Source organism: Pseudomonas sp. A-R-19 (assembly GCF_019956575.1).
In the GTDB taxonomy this organism is placed as follows: Bacteria; Pseudomonadota; Gammaproteobacteria; order Pseudomonadales; family Pseudomonadaceae; genus Aquipseudomonas.
Map to the genome: position 1 here is coordinate 1 of NZ_JAHBDR010000070.1, position 16602 is coordinate 16602.

The 16602-nt window shown below is 57.5% G+C and carries 15 protein-coding genes; 13 read left to right on the forward strand and 2 right to left on the reverse strand.

Annotated elements, in window-relative coordinates:
* The 5 genes from KGA88_RS19825 to KGA88_RS19845 all read left to right on the forward strand — a co-directional run.
* Nucleotides 1-1148 (forward strand): DUF2345 domain-containing protein (locus tag KGA88_RS19825; protein ID WP_223593744.1); only part of this gene is annotated, 1148 nt, incomplete at its 5' end.
* Between the two features lie 32 nt (nucleotides 1149-1180).
* Nucleotides 1181-3847 carry a glycoside hydrolase family 19 protein gene (locus KGA88_RS19830; RefSeq protein WP_223593746.1) on the forward strand — a complete coding sequence of 889 codons (2667 nt, stop codon included), beginning with the start codon at nucleotides 1181-1183 and terminating at the stop codon, nucleotides 3845-3847.
* Nucleotides 3844-4635 (forward strand): hypothetical protein, encoded by a 792-nt coding sequence (locus KGA88_RS19835; protein ID WP_223593749.1) that lies wholly within the window; start codon nucleotides 3844-3846, stop codon nucleotides 4633-4635. The genes KGA88_RS19830 and KGA88_RS19835 overlap by 4 nt, the downstream gene beginning before the upstream one ends.
* A 1080-nt stretch (nucleotides 4636-5715) precedes the next feature.
* A complete protein-coding gene (locus KGA88_RS19840) occupies nucleotides 5716-6375 on the forward strand; it encodes a hypothetical protein (RefSeq protein WP_223593751.1) in 660 nt (219 codons plus the stop codon).
* Between the two features lie 181 nt (nucleotides 6376-6556).
* Nucleotides 6557-7225: a hypothetical protein gene (locus KGA88_RS19845; RefSeq protein WP_223593753.1), complete on the forward strand. Its 669-nt coding sequence runs from the start codon at nucleotides 6557-6559 to the stop codon at nucleotides 7223-7225.
* A gap of 91 nt (nucleotides 7226-7316) precedes the next feature.
* On the opposite strand, the gene KGA88_RS19850 is transcribed toward KGA88_RS19845, so the two are convergent.
* Nucleotides 7317-7634, reverse strand: coding sequence for a DUF6124 family protein (locus KGA88_RS19850; protein ID WP_223593761.1), 318 nt, complete (start codon nucleotides 7632-7634; stop codon nucleotides 7317-7319).
* Between the two features lie 478 nt (nucleotides 7635-8112).
* On the opposite strand from KGA88_RS19850, the gene KGA88_RS19855 reads away from it, so the two are divergent.
* The 7 genes from KGA88_RS19855 to KGA88_RS19885 all read left to right on the forward strand — a co-directional run bounded on the left by KGA88_RS19855 (nucleotide 8113) and on the right by KGA88_RS19885 (nucleotide 15080).
* Nucleotides 8113-8349 (forward strand): MbcA/ParS/Xre antitoxin family protein, encoded by a 237-nt coding sequence (locus KGA88_RS19855; protein WP_223593763.1) that lies wholly within the window; start codon nucleotides 8113-8115, stop codon nucleotides 8347-8349.
* Nucleotides 8350-8483: 134 nt separating this feature from the next.
* Nucleotides 8484-9599: an ABC transporter ATP-binding protein gene (locus KGA88_RS19860; protein ID WP_110659220.1), complete on the forward strand. Its 1116-nt coding sequence runs from the start codon at nucleotides 8484-8486 to the stop codon at nucleotides 9597-9599.
* Between the two features lie 39 nt (nucleotides 9600-9638).
* Nucleotides 9639-10781, forward strand: a complete 1143-nt coding sequence (locus KGA88_RS19865) for a PotD/PotF family extracellular solute-binding protein (RefSeq protein ID WP_110659221.1) — start codon at nucleotides 9639-9641, stop codon at nucleotides 10779-10781.
* Nucleotides 10782-10812: 31 nt separating this feature from the next.
* Entirely contained in the window at nucleotides 10813-11730 is a 918-nt protein-coding gene (locus KGA88_RS19870; protein WP_110659222.1) for an ABC transporter permease, read from the forward strand.
* Between the two features lies 1 nt (nucleotide 11731).
* The gene (locus KGA88_RS19875) at nucleotides 11732-12559 is read left to right on the forward strand and encodes an ABC transporter permease (RefSeq protein ID WP_223593765.1); all 828 of its coding nucleotides are present in this window, start codon (nucleotides 11732-11734) and stop codon (nucleotides 12557-12559) included.
* Nucleotides 12552-14024: an aldehyde dehydrogenase family protein gene (locus KGA88_RS19880; RefSeq protein ID WP_223593767.1), complete on the forward strand. Its 1473-nt coding sequence runs from the start codon at nucleotides 12552-12554 to the stop codon at nucleotides 14022-14024. Before KGA88_RS19875 ends, KGA88_RS19880 begins: the two co-directional genes overlap by 8 nt.
* 288 nt (nucleotides 14025-14312) lie before the next feature.
* Nucleotides 14313-15080, forward strand: coding sequence for a metallophosphoesterase (locus tag KGA88_RS19885; protein ID WP_223593776.1), 768 nt, complete (start codon nucleotides 14313-14315; stop codon nucleotides 15078-15080).
* Between the two features lie 13 nt (nucleotides 15081-15093).
* Here the strand turns inward: KGA88_RS19885 and KGA88_RS19890 are convergent, their stop codons facing one another.
* Nucleotides 15094-15294, reverse strand: coding sequence for a YbdD/YjiX family protein (locus KGA88_RS19890; protein WP_007992067.1), 201 nt, complete (start codon nucleotides 15292-15294; stop codon nucleotides 15094-15096).
* A 199-nt stretch (nucleotides 15295-15493) separates the two neighbouring features.
* On the opposite strand from KGA88_RS19890, the gene ahr reads away from it, so the two are divergent.
* Nucleotides 15494-16525, forward strand: coding sequence for an NADPH-dependent aldehyde reductase Ahr (gene ahr, locus KGA88_RS19895; RefSeq protein ID WP_223593779.1), 1032 nt, complete (start codon nucleotides 15494-15496; stop codon nucleotides 16523-16525).
* The last annotated feature ends 77 nt before the right edge of the window (nucleotides 16526-16602 follow it).

Sequence of the window (16602 nt, forward strand, 5' to 3'; positions counted from 1 at the left end):
TCGACATGCAAGGGCGCTACCGGGTCAAGTTCCTCTTCGACCGCGACACCTGGCCCGCCGGCCGCGAAAGCAAATGGCTGCGCCAGGCCCGCGCCTACGCCGGCGACACCTACGGCCTGCACCTGCCGCTGATCGCCGGCACCGAAGTGGCCATCGCCTTCGAACAAGGCGACCCGGACCGCCCCTACATCGCCCACGCCCTGCACGATGACCAGCACCCGGACCTGGTGACCCAACGCAATGACCATCGCAACGTGCTGCGTACGCCGGCCAACAACAAGTTGCGCCTGGACGATACGCGGGGGCAGGAGCACGTCAAGCTCAGTACCGAGTATGGGGGCAAGAGCCAGTTGAATCTGGGGCATCTGGTGGATGGCCAGCGGAAGAAGCGGGGGGAAGGGTTTGAGCTGAGGACGGATGATTGGGGCAGTTTGCGTGCAGGCAAAGGCGTATTCATCAGTGCCGACGCGCAGCCCAAGGCGCAGGGCGCGGTGCTGGACATGGACGCCGCCGTGGCCCGTTTGCAACAGGCCGGTGAACAGCTGCAACAGCTCTCGACCGACGCCCAAACCGCTAACGCCGACCCAGCGGACGTGGCCGCGCAGATAAACCTGTTGCGCCAGGACCTGGAACAGCTCAAGTCCCAGGTCCTGCTGCTCAGCGCCCCGCAAGGCATCGGCCTCACCAGCGGCCAGCACCTGCAACTGGCGGCCAAGGACAACCTGATGCTCAACGCCGGTGGCGAAGCCGACCTCAGCGTGGTCAAGCGCCTGTTCATCGGTGTCGGCCAGGGGGTGAGCCTGTTCGTACGCAAGCTCGGCCTCAAGCTGATCGCCAACCAGGGTCCGGTGAGTGTGCAGGCGCAGAACGACAAACTGGAGCTGATCGCCCGGCACGGCCTGGACATCACCAGCACCGAAGACGAAATCCACATCACAGCGAAAAAGAAAATCGTCCTCAACGGCGGCGGCAGCTACCTCAACCTGGAAGCGAGCGGCATCGAATCGGGTACGGCCGGCGATCACAAGGTCAAGTCGGCGCACTTCGAGTACAGCGGTGCAGCGAAACAAATACTCGAAATACCTCAGCTATCCCCATTGACCGAGCACGACCATGAGTCCCTGGGACTTACGGATTTCTCAGGCTGACCCCTGTGCCATTCAAGGAGTGAAAACACATCATGCGCGATTTACTTGTTAGGTTTTTTGGGACTCAGGCGTTTGACCGCCACCCACAATCAGAGCCCCCCGTTACTCCCGCCCAACCACGGCCGACTCAAGCAGCCCCAACGCCAGAACCAGAGCGTGAAGCACTGCAACCGTTGAAAAACTGGAGCCATCCGTTCAAGGACAAACGCGACCCGCTGATGCAACTGACCCACATGGCCAGGGCGAAAGCGGGCTTCTACCCATTGGGTCGAAACGGTCTCTGGCACGGCGGCGTGCATTTTGACAGCGGCACCGCCGGCCCCCTGGATCAATCCAGCGTGCAGTGCCTGGCCGACGGTGAAGTGGTGGCGTACCGCATCGACACCCATTCGCCGACCACACCCTACATCGTCAACAAACAGTCCGTTGAGAAGCCATTCTCGCGCAACTTCGTGCTGGTGCGTCACCGCCTTCAGCCGCCGAAAATCGAAGGCAGCCCGGACACCCCACCCAGCCTGACGTTCTACAGCCTGTACATGCACCTGCGGGATTGGGCGAGTTATGAAGCAGACGCTGCGCTGCAACGTCCAGCCTTTTGGCCAGAACGTAATCTAAGGGTCAGAGCGGACGTCTCCAACACTCGCGTAGGCACCTCGACACCCAAAGGGTTGATAGTGCTCACCAAACCGGCTGAAGGCGGCCATATGCTTCACCTCGACCTGCTGCCACCCGGCACGCCGGTGGTGGTCAGTGGCGAGGGCAAATACCGCAAGCTGGAACACTCCCGGGGCCCGGCTTCACTGTGTAACGCCGATGGCTCTCTGCAAGGCTATGTTGCCTTCCGCAACCTGGAACACGTCAGCGGCGCGACCTATCGGGTCAGTTCTTCCGGTGACCATACGAATGTTCGGTCCCGCTTCGATCTCAACGGTCGTGATTTGCTCATATTGAGGCAAGGAACAGAAATCACCATCAGTGGTGAAGGCGAGTTCCGCAAGCTGGAAAGCATCAGCCAGTACGTGCTGGCCGCGTCGTTGCAGGGTGAACCGGCAGCGTTGACGGATCAGGTGGTGGTGCTCGACCAGCCGGTGCCAATCAAGGCCGGGAATCTGATAGGCCATTTCGGTCGATATCACGAATGCCGTGCCGAGCACCCGGAAGAGAAACTGCACCTGGAAGTGTTCAGTGGCGATGACGTCGATATTTTCATCGAGGCCAGTCGTGCCTGGGCCAAGCGTCTGCCGGATAAAGACAAGACCTGGCTGAAGCTGGCCAAGGGCACCGCGGTCGTGCCTCATGAAGAATATGCCACACCCGCTCGCCTGCAGATGTCGAGTGTCTCCAGCCCACTCAGCGCCGCCGACCTGTTGCTCCCCAAAAGTGTGCTGGATGCTCTGCCGGCTGACCGAAAAATCCAGGTGCCGGCCAGCCCGAGCCACAACGCCCGCACCTGGTATCGCCTGGACGGGCTGCTACACGACGCGGACAACAACCTGCTCGACGGCTGGGTGCGCGAAGAAGTCGGTGTCACACCATGGCTCAGCCCATGGTCCTGGGAAGGCTACGACATCATCTACGACCACGGCACGCCCCGACATGCCCTCGCCTCGTTCTTCAGCAACATCCGCCAATTCAACGAAACGCAACTCGAACACTACCGCCCCATGGCCGACGCTGAAGACAAGGGACCGGTCAAGAGCCGACTGTTCGACATCATCGACCGCAACCGCGACGGCAAAATGACCGCCGAAGAGCTGCAGGCAGCCATCAGCCTGCCGGCCCATGCGCAATCGATCTCGCAACTGATCATCCACAAGGAAAGCGAGTGGTATCACCAGTCACAGAAGTGGGACGCGCTGGATGAGTTGCTCGGCCATAGCGGCTCGACGCCGCATTTGAACTGGTTGGCGGAGAAACAGCGGATCAAGCAGATAAGTTGGTGGAGCGAGGTGGCGGAGAAAGTGGGGTTGCCGTCATGGGGGAAGGTGTATCACTTTCATCCGGTGGGGGTGAGTGGGTTGTTCAAAACTACTGATCGAAGAATTACAGTCGAACTGTTAGAAAAAGTCACGGGGAAATCTGGTAATTGGTTTACTGGACGAGGAGGTGGACGCACCTTTATTGATGAATTTAAGGCGAGACATCCATTAATATATAAACATGATAAGCATGAGTTTGTTGCTAGTTTAAATAAAGCTCTTGAGAGATATAAAATTATAAGCCCGCACCAACAAGCACATTTTATTGCTCAGTGTTTTCACGAATCTGCTGCCTTTGAAACGACTGTCGAATTTGCGTCAGGTGAGCAGTACGACCCTGGCAGGCATGTCAATGCTGTAGCCAGCGGGAATACAGAAATCGGTGATGGTCCTAGATATAAAGGAAAAGGTCTAATCCAGCTCACTTGGAAAAACAATTATGTGGCCTACTCGAGTTACAGAGGAGTTGACTTTGTACGCTCGCCGAACTTAATTGCCGAGAACATGTTTAATGCCATTGATGTCTCGTGTTGGTATTGGCGGCACAACGGGGCGGTTAGCAGAAGGCACAATGCACGCGGGGATATTAATATTCTGATAGATAACGAACCGGATAACGTCAGGCTCGTTACGTTGGCGGTAAATGGTGGTGATAATGGACTGCATGAGCGAGTAAAAATATACGAAGCAATTAGAGACGAGTGGGAACTGAATAGATGAGCATCATGAAATTGATATCGACTACTGGATTTTCATTAGTATTTTGCTTTTTTTCTTTTGAGGTTAGCGCAGAGTCATCTCTACCTGTTATAAAAATTGATGCTCGTACCCCTCTTGCCATTTCGGTTTCCCTACAAGAAAACTCTTATTCGTTGCCATTGCCTGCCGATTTCACAAGGCAAATCGAAGGGCTATATAGCGATGTTTATATTGAGGATATAAATGGCGATGGAATAGGAGAGGTGATTTTTCGTCTGGAAGGAGGAGACGTGAATACTTGCTCCAAGGTACTGCATTACAGGACCGACAGTAACTCCTTAACTGAAATGGACTTCGGCGATGGGGCTTTGTGTAATTTCAAAATTGAAAACGGTTACATCCTTGGATCCTATAGGTACGGTTCGACATGGAGCGAGTATGTATATCGCATTAGAGATGGAATAGTGAAACTTGAAATCCTAGATAGTTGTGTAGGATGTGGAGAAATAAAGAGAAAGGTGTATCACTCGGACGGTTCAGTTACTCGGCTTTTGGTCTCCGATAGCCTTGACCATGAACGAAGAATGCCATTGAGCGCTACAATTTCATCAGCTAGAGCCGTTATTTTTTCCTCGCCAGAAACTTCAAAACATACAAAAAAATATTTAACTCAAGGAGACGAAGTCACACTGCTTGACTTCCTCAAAGACAATGACGACAGGGACTGGATTGAATTTAGATATTCGGGAGCGGCAGTGACCGAAGGCTGGTTGAAGTGTAGTGATCTCGAGAATTGCGATGGGCGTTAAGTAAGCAATGCTATTCCGAACGCCGAGAAAACCTCGAAAGAATACGAAGAGAAAAATGGCTTATCCAATAGAAAAACAACAGGCTTTTTTCTTCGCGAAACTGAGCAACATACCCAAAAATCTGCTTACCTTTAAACATCAGACACTCTACGCCTTTTTCCGAGAGGCAGAAACTCGCTTATTGCGATAACTTTTCTATTAACATCAATTAATATTCGCGCGGACTGGTATGTAATTGACAATTACAAAGGCAGCATTGGACCTTATCAGATTCATATCTCTCTTCAGAAATACGACGATTATGGCAGTGATCAAAATATAAGGGGAGCTATTATTATGACAAGCATCTCGCTTCAATCCCTTTGTACGGGCGATACAATTCATCATCGATTGAGCTATGTGAGATTCACAACAATAAAGAATATGAAACATACCTGAATCTAGGGCGAAATGACGAATTTAACATGCATTCCTGTTCGTTCAAATTGACAAAAAAAAGGAGATGATCTTGTCGGTGTCTGGCAAGGCGAAAAAAAAGCTACGAAGTACTATTAAAACACACCAGTTTATTCGATAGCGAACGCAAGCAGAAAATCACTACAGAAAAAATCGAAATTCCTTTCCGGGGTCAAACTTCCGCACATGGCTTTATTGGTATTTACCAAGAAGATGAAAGCGGAGCTTATATAAACAAAGCAAATATCATAGACAAAACTACCGGAGAGATCGTGCAGACTTTCAATCCACAGTTACACGGATGTGATTTTGGATTCTTCATGACCAGCACATATCAGAATATCGAAAGTAAAAAGGAGCACTCGCAGGTTCGACTTAACTGCCACAGCACTAAATCCGATATTTTTTCGGATTACAGATATGACAGTGAAAATCATCGATATTTATTTATCGACAATCAGTAATGCTAACTAAATATCGATAATACTGCACTCGTGAATTGAAACTCCAAGACGCCATGAAAAGACAGTTAGTACAAACAACAATTTCGCCCCATCATTAATGCTATTGTTTTTCATTGATGACTGGTGCGAATCTTCACTATAGAAGCCTGAAGTATAAATCATGAAACGCTGCCTCGTAATATTACTAGCAATTTCGCTTAACCCCGGAAACTTTGGATACGCTTCAGCTGAATGTATCGAAGTAAAAAAAACATCGTGCATTGAGCGTCTTCAGTATAGCGACCCGATTGGCAAACGATATCGCACCCTGACGATACTTAACAACGACAAAACCATACGAGAACTTCGTGGAGAAATAGACAATGGTGGGACATTTGAAAAAATAGATCCCCCCGAATTGTCACCAGACGGTAATTTCGTGTTACTGAGCCAAATCGAATCCGGCGAAGTAGAAACCTCAAACGGCTCAGTAATACACCACGAGGTCGCCTACTGCGAGCTGGTGGATTTACGCAGTGGTTGCATTATGGCAAGAGAAACTGGTGAATTTTGCGGTGGCACGTTTACGCGGGATGGCAGGTGGGAAAACCAACTCTATCCTGAATTTCACTTAACCGCTGAGATTCCTAGAGCAAAAAAATATGTGGAAGGTATCTTGAAATTTGCAGATTCTCCCGCGTCCTCATTTGACAATCTTCTAATTTGCGACCCGCCTGACGCTAATAACAAAAAAGACTATCGCACTATAATTGAGAACAACACCTTCAATCTGGACAACATTCAGCGTGAGTTCTTAAGACGAAATCTGAATGACAACTAGTGCTTTACGAAGTTTTCACAGCGACATCCTCGCAAAACTGTCGACTGGCGCGAAAGCCAAGCTAAGCGGAGAAGTCAATTACCACAAATCGGGCGCCAATCAACACTTGAATTTTGCGTCGCTCCAAGGCGTGCTGGCCGCTTCGTTGCAGGGTGAGCCGGCAGCGTTGACGGATTAGGTGGTGGTGCTCGACCAGCCGGTGCCAATCAAGGCCGGGAATCTGATAGGCCATATCGGTCGATATCACGAATGCCGTGCCGAGCACCCGGAAGAGAAACTGCACCTGGAAGTGTTCAGTGGCGATGACGTCGATATTTTCATCGAGGCCAGTCGTGCCTGGGCTCAGCGCCTGCCAGATAAAGACAAGACCTGGCTGAAGCTGGCCAAGGGCACGGCCGTGGTGACTCATGAAGACAATACCACTGCCGCCCGCCTGCAGATGGCGAGTGCCTCCAGCCCGCTCAGCGCCGCCGACCTGTTGCTCCCCAAAAGTGTGCTGGATGCTCTGCCGGCCGACCGAAAAATCCAGGTGCCGGCCAGCCCGAGCCACAACGCCCGCACCTGGTATCGCCTGGACGGCCTGCTGCACGACGCGGACAACAACCTGCTCGACGGCTGGGTGCGCGAAGAAGTCGGTGTCACACCATGGCTCAGCCCATGGTCCTGGGAAGGCTACGACATCATCTACGACCACGGCACGCCTCGACATGCCCTCGCCTCGTTCTTCAGCAACATCCGCCAATTCAACGCAACGCAACGCAACTCGAACGCTACCGCCCCATGGCCAACGCTGAAGACAAGGGGCCGATCAAGAGCCGACTGTTCGACATCATCGACTTCAACTATCTGAGCTGCCGCAGGCTTCGATCCATTGGTCTTGATTCTCGGCAATCCCGAGCAAATCTAGAAAAGGTCACAGCTTTCGGCAGCTCAGGTCGCGGCTACCCTGGTGGGTCTAGTTGATCTAGTGCGCGGTTTACCGCCAGTTCACCCAGCATGATCACCTGCGCGATGCCCAACAGCGCATTGCGACTCGACCCTTCCAGATGATCCACCAGATCGTTGGCCATGACATTGGCCGACGCCAGTGATTCACAGGCATGCACCAGCAAGGTTTCAGTGTTGAGTTCAGGATTGACAATGAACATCGTGCCAGGCTTGCGCGGCGTCGCCATGATGTGGGGGCCGGGGTTGAGGTCGAGACTTTCGTACGGAGATGCCGGATCAGTGTCCGGGGGATTGGGTGTGACTTTGAACATAGTGAAACTCCTTGTACCGTAAAAAGGAGCCATCACTCTCACGCTACCAAACGTTGGGTGGTGGCCATACGCAGGTTGGTAGACCGGGTACAAGGAAACCGGCGCGCCCGAAGGCGCCCTGTGCATGGCCACCATGTAGCAGAGCAGAAAAACGCTGCTGATAGTGACGCATTGCACCTTGTTACACCGGGCTACCAAACCCGATCACTGTTGTTTTCCAGCGACCGGCAAACGATAAAACCCAGCCCCAAGGCGCGCAAGCCGGCGGATTCTGGCGTACCTGTAGGCAACGACGCAAGGTGTTGTAGCTTGCGGGAAGTAACGCTGACAGCGCTTAAACACGTACGCCTGAAGGAGGACTCCCGTGTCTTGTTTTCGTTGAAAGCACTCACGAAGAAGCAGGAAATATCCGACGTGTTTTTAGGGTTGGCCTGCGCAAGTGCAAGGTTTATTTTGCAGCTCCTGGCAAGAACTTGAGATGGCAAAGGAGCCTGAATCGGTGCATCTAAACCAGCAGAAAAAAACAGTCCGACATGCCCAAACCTTGGAGCACGCCGTCAACGTGTTTGGCAGCCAGCAATTGGCCGAGGACTGGCTGAAGAAACCTTGCAAGTATTTAGACGACCAAATCCCGCTGGAACTGATCGGCAATTTGCATGGATTCCAGAAGGTAGAAAATTATCTGAACCGGATTGAGCATGGGGTTTATCAATGATCGTTATGCCATACGTCTACTGAAACACCTCAACGACTCCCCTCCTATCCCCCAAGGGATATATACACCGCAAAACCCCCATTGCTAGTTTGGCCCCCGACGCACTGATTCATCACTGCAAGGGAGCCCGCCTCGTGAACAACACCCCGCCAAGCGATATCGAATTCTGCAATGTGGTCAAACGCTATGGCGAGGTGCAGGCCGTCAGTGGTCTGGATTTTGCGGTGCGGCGTGGCTCGTTTCATTCCTTTCTCGGTGGTTCGGGCTGTGGCAAGACCACCACCCTGCGCATGATCGCCGGCTTCGAACAGCCCACCAGCGGCGAGGTGCGTCTGGCCGGTAAAAACGTGGCTGGTGTGCCGGCTTTCGAGCGGCCGGTGAACATGGTGTTCCAGCATTACGCGCTGTTCCCGCATTTGACCGTGGCGCAGAACATTGCCTACGGCCTGCGCTATCGCACCCCGCGCCCGGACAAGAAACAGCAACTGCGCATGGCCGATGAGGCGCTGGAGATGGTGCGCCTGAGCGGCTTCGGCCAGCGCAAGCCGAGTGAACTGTCCGGCGGCCAGCAACAGCGTGTCGCCCTCGCCCGCGCACTGGTCAACAAGCCGACGGTGTTGCTGCTCGACGAGCCCCTGGCCGCGCTGGATCGCAAACTGCGCAAGGAGATGCAATCGGAATTGCTGCGTTTGCAGCGCGAGGTCGGCATCACCTTCGTGCTGGTCACCCACGACCAGGAAGAAGCCCTGTCGATGAGCGACAGCATCAGCGTGATGCACAACGGATCGATCATCCAGACCGCCACCCCGGAGCAACTCTACGAAGCCCCGGCCAGTCGCTACGTGGCTGACTTCATCGGCGAGTCCAACCTGTTCGACGGCACCGTGCGCCAGCTCAACGGCAATTCGGTGGTGCTGCGTACCGAGCAGGGTCTGGAGCTGACCAGCCCCCTCACCCCTACCGGCAAGGGCCTGAGCGCCAACGCCGCCGGGTGCATCGCGGTGCGCCCGGAGCTGATCAGCATCGCCGGCGCCAATGCCGAGTTGAGCCGCGAAGTGAAGCTGCCGGGCTGCGTCGAAGACCGCATCTACCTGGGCAACTCCACCGAATACCGCGTGCGCACCCAGGCCTTCGGCGTGGTCTGCGTGCGGGTGCCGCGCCAGCAGGATCACGGCGCCAATGCATTCGAACACGGCGCAGCGGTTCGCGTCGGCTGGGATCACGCCAATGGCTTGGCCATGGCGTTGTAAATCATCGATTCGTTTCATCAACCGGATGTGGAGCGTGCTATGGACCAGAAGACTTTTATAAAAACCCTGCGCAGCTGGCAGAACGGCTCGATCAGCCGCCGCGAGTTCCTTGGCCGCACCGGCCTTGGGATTGCCGCCGCCGTGGTCGCGACCAACATGCCCGGCCTGCTGACCTCCAGCGCAGAGGCTGCCGAACAGGCCAAGCTGGGTGATCGCCTGTCGCTGGCGACCTGGCCGAACTACCACAGCCAGGAAAACCTCGACGCTTTCGCCAAGACCACCGGCGCCCGGGTGTCGATGAGCGTGTTTGGTTCCAACGAAGAAATGCTCGCTAAACTGCAGGCCGGCGGCAGTGGCTGGGACGTGCTGGTGCCGACCAACTACACCATCAGCACCTACGTCGGCTTGGGGCTGATCGAACCGCTGGACCTGTCGCGCATTCCCAACTTCGACGCCTCGGCGTTCCAGCAGAAGTTCATGGCCCAGGGCACGGTGGACGGCAAGGTCTACGCGGTGCCGAAAAACTGGGGCACCACCGGCATGCTCTACGACACCGGCAAACTGAAAAACGGCCCGACCAGCTGGAAGGAGTTCTGGGCCGCCGCCCAAGGCCCCGCCAGTGGCCGCACGATGGTTCACGACTACCAGTTGACCGCCATCGGCAACGCCCTGAAAAGCTTCGGCTACAGCTTCAACTCCCTTGATCCGAAAGAACTGGCCGACGCGGAAAAGCTGCTGATCGAGGTCAAGCCGCACCTGTTCGCGATCAACTCCGACATCCAGCCGTCGATGCGCAGCGGCGATGCCTGGCTGGCGATGTCGTGGACCGGCGACGCCTCGCAACTGCACCGCGACAACGCGCAAATGCAGTTCGAACTGGGCAAGGAAGGTGGCGAGCTGTGGAGCGACTTCTTCGCGATTCCGAAAAGCTCGGAGCACAAGGACGCCGCCTACGCCTTCATCAACTACCTGCTCGACCCGCAGCACAACAAGCTGGAAGTGCTGAGCCACGGTTACCCGAGCGGCGACAAGCGTGTCGACGCGCTGCTGCCGGTGGCGATGCTCGACGATCCGATCATGTACCCGGCCGCCGAGGCCCTGAGCCCGCTGGAGTTCGGTGCCGCCGCGACGCTGACCAGCCCGGCGCGCGCCGAACTGATGGCGCGTTTCAAGTCCGCCTGATCGCCTGACCATGGCCAATGAGGAGTCACCCATGAATGCCGCCGCCCACCCGCAAACGGTGCAGCCGGGCCATGCCCTGGCGGTCGAGGTTCGCCAGCGGCGCAGCCTCGGCCGACGCATCACCCTGCTGATGCTCTTGCCTTCGACCCTGTGGTTCCTGCTGCTGTTGTTGATGCCGCTGGTGATCATCATGGTTTTCAGTTTCGGCGAGCGCAGCGCCGTGGGTGGTTACGCCGGTGGCTTCACCCTGGCCAACTACCTGAACCTCGGCTCTCGCGGCGCGGCGTTCAGCAACACGCTGATGCTCGCGCCGCTGGGCACCCTGGTATGCCTGGTGGCGGCGTATCCGCTGGCGTACTTTCTTGCGGTCAAGGTCAGCAGGAATCGCTCGCTGCTGCTGACGCTGGTGATCGTGCCGTTCTGGACCAGTTTCCTGATCCGCACCTATGCGTGGATTTTCATCCTCAGCGGCAAAGGCATCCCGGCGCTGCTGGCCAGCCTGGGTCTGGAGGATGTGCGATTGATCAACACGCCGTGGGCGGTGCTGATCGGCATCGTCTACGGCTATCTGCCGCTGATGGTGTTCCCGATCTACGTCAGCCTGGAAAAACTCGACAAGCGCCTGCTCGAAGCCTCGGCGGACCTGGGTGCCAGCGCCTTCGAAAGCTTCCGCCGGATCACCTTGCCGTTGTCCGCGCCGGGGATCATCACCGGGGTAATGCTGGTGTTCATCCTGCTGATGGGCGAGTTCCTGATCCCGGCCATTCTCGGCGGCGGCAAGGTGTTCTTTGTCGGCAACGCGCTGGTCGACCTGTTCCTGCAATCGCGCAACTGGCCGTTCGGCAGTGCGCTGGCCATGACGCTGGTGGCGATGATGCTGCTGATCATCGGCGTGTATCTGAAACTGGTGGCGCGCTACGGCGGCCGCCCTGCCGACGGAGGCCTGTGACATGTGGCTGCGCAGCTATTCGACTTCGCTGTACCTGTTCCTCTATGCGCCGATTGCCTTGATCGTGCTGTTCAGCTTCAACGCCGGGCGCAGTGGCCTGGCGTTCCAGTGCTGCTCGGTGCAATGGTTCGGCACCGCGTTCGGCAACCCGTTCATCATGGAAGCCCTGGGCAACAGTGCGCTGATCGCTTTCAGTTCGGCGGTGATTGCCACGTTGTTCGGCACCCTCGCGGTGTTCGGTTTGCAGCGCTGTGGCGCCAAAGTGCGCCTGCTGTTCGATGCACTGACCTATTGCGCGATCATCGTGCCGGGCATCGTCATCGGCATCTCGACACTGATCGCCTTTATCAGCCTGTTCGACCTGATCAATCCGCTGCTGGCAAGCTGGCTGCCGACGGTGCCGAAGTTGAACATGGGGTTCTTCACGGTGATCGCCGCGCACTCGCTGTTTACCATGGCCCTGGTCATGGTGATCGTGGGCAGCCGCGTCGATTCGCTGGACAAGGCCCTGCTGGAAGCCTCGGCGGACCTGTACGCGCCACCGATGGACACCTTCTGGCGGGTGACCCTGCCGCAGATCAGCCCGGCGATCATGGCCGGGTTCCTGCTGGCCTTCACCTTCAGCTTCGACGATTTCATCATCGCGTTTTTCGTCGCCGGCTCCGAAACGACGCTGCCAATCTACATCTTTTCCTCCATCCGCCGCGGCGTGACGCCGGAGATCAACGCGATTTCCACGGTGATCATCTGCGTGTCGCTGGCCCTGCTGTTCACTTCCCGCCATCTGCAAAACCGCCGCACCGGCGTCCAGGAGTCGCACCATGCGTGATCAGCTCTACATCAACGGCGAATGGGTCAGCCCGGACCTGGGTGGCTATCTGGACGTGATCGACCCCGCGACCGAACAGGTCTTCCACCGGGTGGCGGCCGGCACTGAAGAAGACGTCGATCATGCCGTGCGTGCGGCCCGTCGCGCCTTCGACAATGGCTGGGGCCAGACCAGCGGCGCCGAGCGCGCGCAGTGGCTGGAGGCATTGGCCGATGAACTGGAAACCGGCAAACAGGCACTCTCGGAACTGGAAGTGCGCGACAACGGCAAACCCTTGCCAGAGGCGCAGTGGGACATCGGCGATGCCATCGCCTGCTTCCGTTACTACGCCGGTCTGGCCCGCGATCTGGACCAGCAGCAGGATCAGCCGCTGGCCTTGCCGGATGAGCGTTTCCGTTGCCGCATCCGCCACGAACCGATTGGCGTGGCCGGGCAGATCATCCCCTGGAACTATCCGCTGCTGATGGCCGCGTGGAAGGTCGCGCCAGCCTTGGCCGCCGGGGCCACCGTGGTGTTGAAACCGTCCGAGCTGACGCCGCTGACCGCCCTGGAACTGGCGGCTGCCGCCGATCGTATCGGCTTGCCGGCCGGGGTGTTGAACGTGATCACCGGCCTTGGCGCTGACGCCGGCAGCCCGCTCACAGAACACCCGGGCGTGGACAAGCTGGCCTTCACCGGCAGCGTGCCCACCGGGGCGAAAATCATGTCGGCGGCGGCGCGGGACATCAAGAACATCAGCCTTGAACTGGGCGGAAAGTCGGCCTTCATCGTGTTTGATGATGCTGATGTCGAGGCCGCCGTGGAGTGGATTCTGTTCGGGATTTTCTGGAACCAGGGCCAGGTGTGCAGCGCCACCTCACGCCTGCTGGTGCAGGAAAGCATCGCCCCGCGCCTGATCGAGCGGTTGGTGGAAGAAACCCGCAAGATCAGCATCGGCCCCGGTATGCAGCACGGGGTTCTGCTCGGTCCGCTGGTCAGCCAGGGCCAGTACGACAAGGTGCTCGGTTTCATCGACCAAGGCCTGGCCAGCGGCGCCCGCTTGCTCACCGGCGGACGACGCCCGGCGCACTTGCGCGAAGGTTACTTTGTCGAGCCGGCGATTTTCGATGAGCCGGGGCACAGCAGCATTCTGTGGCGCGAGGAAGTGTTCGGCCCGGTGCTGTGCATCAAGCGCTTCAAGACCGAAGAACAAGCGGTGCAAATGGCCAACGCCAGCCGGTTCGGCCTGGCTGCTGCGGTGATGAGCGCGGACCTGCAACGCACCACCCGGGTCGCCAACCAACTGCGCGCCGGGATCGTCTGGGTCAACTGCTCGCAACCGACCTTCGTCGAAGCGCCCTGGGGCGGCATGAAACATAGCGGCATCGGCCGGGAGCTGGGGCAATGGGGGCTGCACAATTACCTGGAGGTCAAGCAGGTGACTGAGTACGTCAGTGACCAGCCTTGGGGGTGGTACTTGAAGTAAAGGCCTGTCTGGCAGACCGTGGCGCCTGCATCGCCAGCAAGCCGGCTCCTACAAAAGCGATGCCAGCAAACCTGTAGGAGCTGGCTTGCCAGCGATGGGGCCATCACATCCAGAATGAATGGCGCCTGACCCACCGCTTTCGCGAGCAAGCCCGCTCCCACAGGGATTGTGGCCGGCCGCAGGATTGGCATTCACTGAAGATCAAAACTGTGGGAGCAGGCTTGTGACAACAGGTTATCAACGGGTAATTTGAACGGTCTGCCCTTCAAGACACGCCGGAGTCGACCCATGCGCATCGCCTTGCTGTCCGACATGCACCTGTCCGTCAACGCGGTCCCTTTCCCCGCCGTGGAGGCCGATATCGTCGTGCTCGCCGGGGACATCGCCCGGCCGGCCAAGGCCATCGAGTGGGCCAGTGCGTGTCCGGTTCCACTGTTGTACGTGGCGGGCAATCACGAGTTTTATGGCAGCGACCTGGTCTCCACCTACGAACAGTTGAACAGCCTGGCGCAAGGCACCCGGATCCACGTTCTGGAACGTTCGGAGTACGTCCACAATGGCGTACGTTTTCTCGGCTGCACCTTGTGGTCCGACTACCGCCTGCTCGACAGCCCCGAGGATCGGACGCTGGGCATCGACCTGGCGACCCAACTGATCCGAGACTTCAGCCACATCAGGATCGCCCCCGATTTCCCCGACCTGTTCACGCCGGCGATTTCCCAGATGATTTTTCTGCAAACGGTCGCCTGGCTGGAAGACTGCTTCACCCGCGACAACAGCACACCTACGGTAGTGATCTCTCATTTCGCCCCGACCCGGTCGAGCATCAGCCCGACCTTTGCCGGTTCGCCGATCAACTCAAGCTTTGTCTCGGACCTCGAAGCACGTATCAAACATTGGCAGCCGACACTGTGGCTGCATGGCCACACCCACGGCAGCTTCGATTATCGGGTGGGCAACACCCGCGTGGTCTGCAACCCCCGGGGCTATGCCAAGAACGGCATCAATGAAAATCCTGATTTCGATGCGGCCTTCGTCATCGATCTGGATTTCTGAGGTAACTCTCGGGTCAACAGCACCGCGTATTGCACTTGCCCCGACCAAATCGCGCTTCCTGGCGCTCGCGGAAAAACACCTCATAGCTCATGACCGGCTCACCCGGACGGTTGCGGGCCATTTGCGCCACGTAGTTGTCGTATTCGGGAACGCCGACCATCAATCGGGCGCTCTGGCTGAACAATCTGACGAACTGCTGCAGTTTGCGGAACATGGCTGATCTCTCTGTGAGCGTGGGACCTGGCCCATGAAAACGCGCACATGTATCTACAATGTGTCCACATTTGGCGCCTTTGTATGCTCAAGTATCCAGGCTCGCGCCCGATGCAACGCTGGCAACCCGCTACACTTTCCTCGCTCCGCCGCTGCACCCGAGCGGCCATGACCCCTGACTTCTGATCTGGAGGTATCCCATGAGCGACAGCAGCGAACTCACCACTTTTACCGGCTGGGCCGCCACGGCGGCAGGCGCGCCACTGGAGCGCTACAGCTACGATCCCGGTCCGTTGGGCAACGATGAGGTCGAAGTCGCCGTGGAGTATTGCGGCGTCTGCCACTCCGACCAGTCGCTGATCGACAACGATTGGGGCATCAGCCACTACCCGTTCATTCCCGGCCACGAGGTGGTCGGCCGTATCGTGCGGATGGGCGACCAGGTGCGCGGCCTGGAAATGGGCCAACGGGTGGGCATTGGTTGGTACAAGGGCAGTTGCATGCATTGCACGTCGTGCATCGAGGGCTCGCATAACCTGTGTCGCACCGTGCAACCGACCATTATTGGCAGCAACGGCGGCTTTGCCGACCGCATTCGCTCGCACTGGGCCTGGGCCCTGCCGATCCCGGCCGGGCTCGATCCGGCGATGGCCGGGCCGTTATTCTGTGCCGGCTCGACCGTGTTCAACCCGCTGGTGGAATTCGGCATCAAGCCCACCGACCGGGTCGGTGTGGTGGGCATCGGCGGTCTCGGTCACCTGGCGCTGCGCTTCCTCAACGCCTGGGGCTGCGACGTCACGGCCTTCACCTCATCGCTGAGCAAACAGGACGAAGCCAAGCGCCTGGGTGCGCACAAGGTGGTCGCCTCGACCGACACCGATGCGCTCAATGCCATTGCCGGTACCCTGGACTTTCTCCTGGTCACCGCCAACGCCAACCTCGACTGGACGGCCATGCTCGCCACCCTGCGCGGCAAGGGGCGCCTGCACTTTGTCGGCGTCGTGCCCGACGCCATACCGGTGCACGTGTTCAACCTGATTCCCCAGCAGAAAGTCATGTCTGCCTCACCGGTCGGCTCACCGGCCAACACTGCGATGATGCTGGAGTTCTGCGCCCGCCATCAGATTGTGCCGCAGGTCGAGATGTTTCCCATGAGCCGGATCAACGAAGCCGTCGATCACTTGCGCAGCGGCAAGGCGCGCTACCGGGTGGTGCTGGACGCGAGTCAGTGACAGTCGACGAACGCGGCGAGGGTCGTCAACGATAACGTGTGTGAACCGGATAAACGCGGCGCATTCGAATCCATCGC

Coding starts and splice junctions, on each gene's coding strand:
- KGA88_RS19850 (WP_223593761.1), bottom strand. CDS start 7,634: ATGTTCAAAGTCACACCCAATCCCCCGGACACTGATCCGGCATCTCCG.
- KGA88_RS19890 (WP_007992067.1), bottom strand. CDS start 15,294: ATGTTCCGCAAACTGCAGCAGTTCGTCAGATTGTTCAGCCAGAGCGCC.
- KGA88_RS19840 (WP_223593751.1), top strand. CDS start 5,716: ATGAAACGCTGCCTCGTAATATTACTAGCAATTTCGCTTAACCCCGGA.
- KGA88_RS19865 (WP_110659221.1), top strand. CDS start 9,639: ATGGACCAGAAGACTTTTATAAAAACCCTGCGCAGCTGGCAGAACGGC.
- KGA88_RS19835 (WP_223593749.1), top strand. CDS start 3,844: ATGAGCATCATGAAATTGATATCGACTACTGGATTTTCATTAGTATTT.
- KGA88_RS19880 (WP_223593767.1), top strand. CDS start 12,552: ATGCGTGATCAGCTCTACATCAACGGCGAATGGGTCAGCCCGGACCTG.
- KGA88_RS19830 (WP_223593746.1), top strand. CDS start 1,181: ATGCGCGATTTACTTGTTAGGTTTTTTGGGACTCAGGCGTTTGACCGC.
- KGA88_RS19875 (WP_223593765.1), top strand. CDS start 11,732: ATGTGGCTGCGCAGCTATTCGACTTCGCTGTACCTGTTCCTCTATGCG.
- KGA88_RS19870 (WP_110659222.1), top strand. CDS start 10,813: ATGAATGCCGCCGCCCACCCGCAAACGGTGCAGCCGGGCCATGCCCTG.
- ahr (WP_223593779.1), top strand. CDS start 15,494: ATGAGCGACAGCAGCGAACTCACCACTTTTACCGGCTGGGCCGCCACG.
- KGA88_RS19885 (WP_223593776.1), top strand. CDS start 14,313: ATGCGCATCGCCTTGCTGTCCGACATGCACCTGTCCGTCAACGCGGTC.
- KGA88_RS19855 (WP_223593763.1), top strand. CDS start 8,113: ATGGCAAAGGAGCCTGAATCGGTGCATCTAAACCAGCAGAAAAAAACA.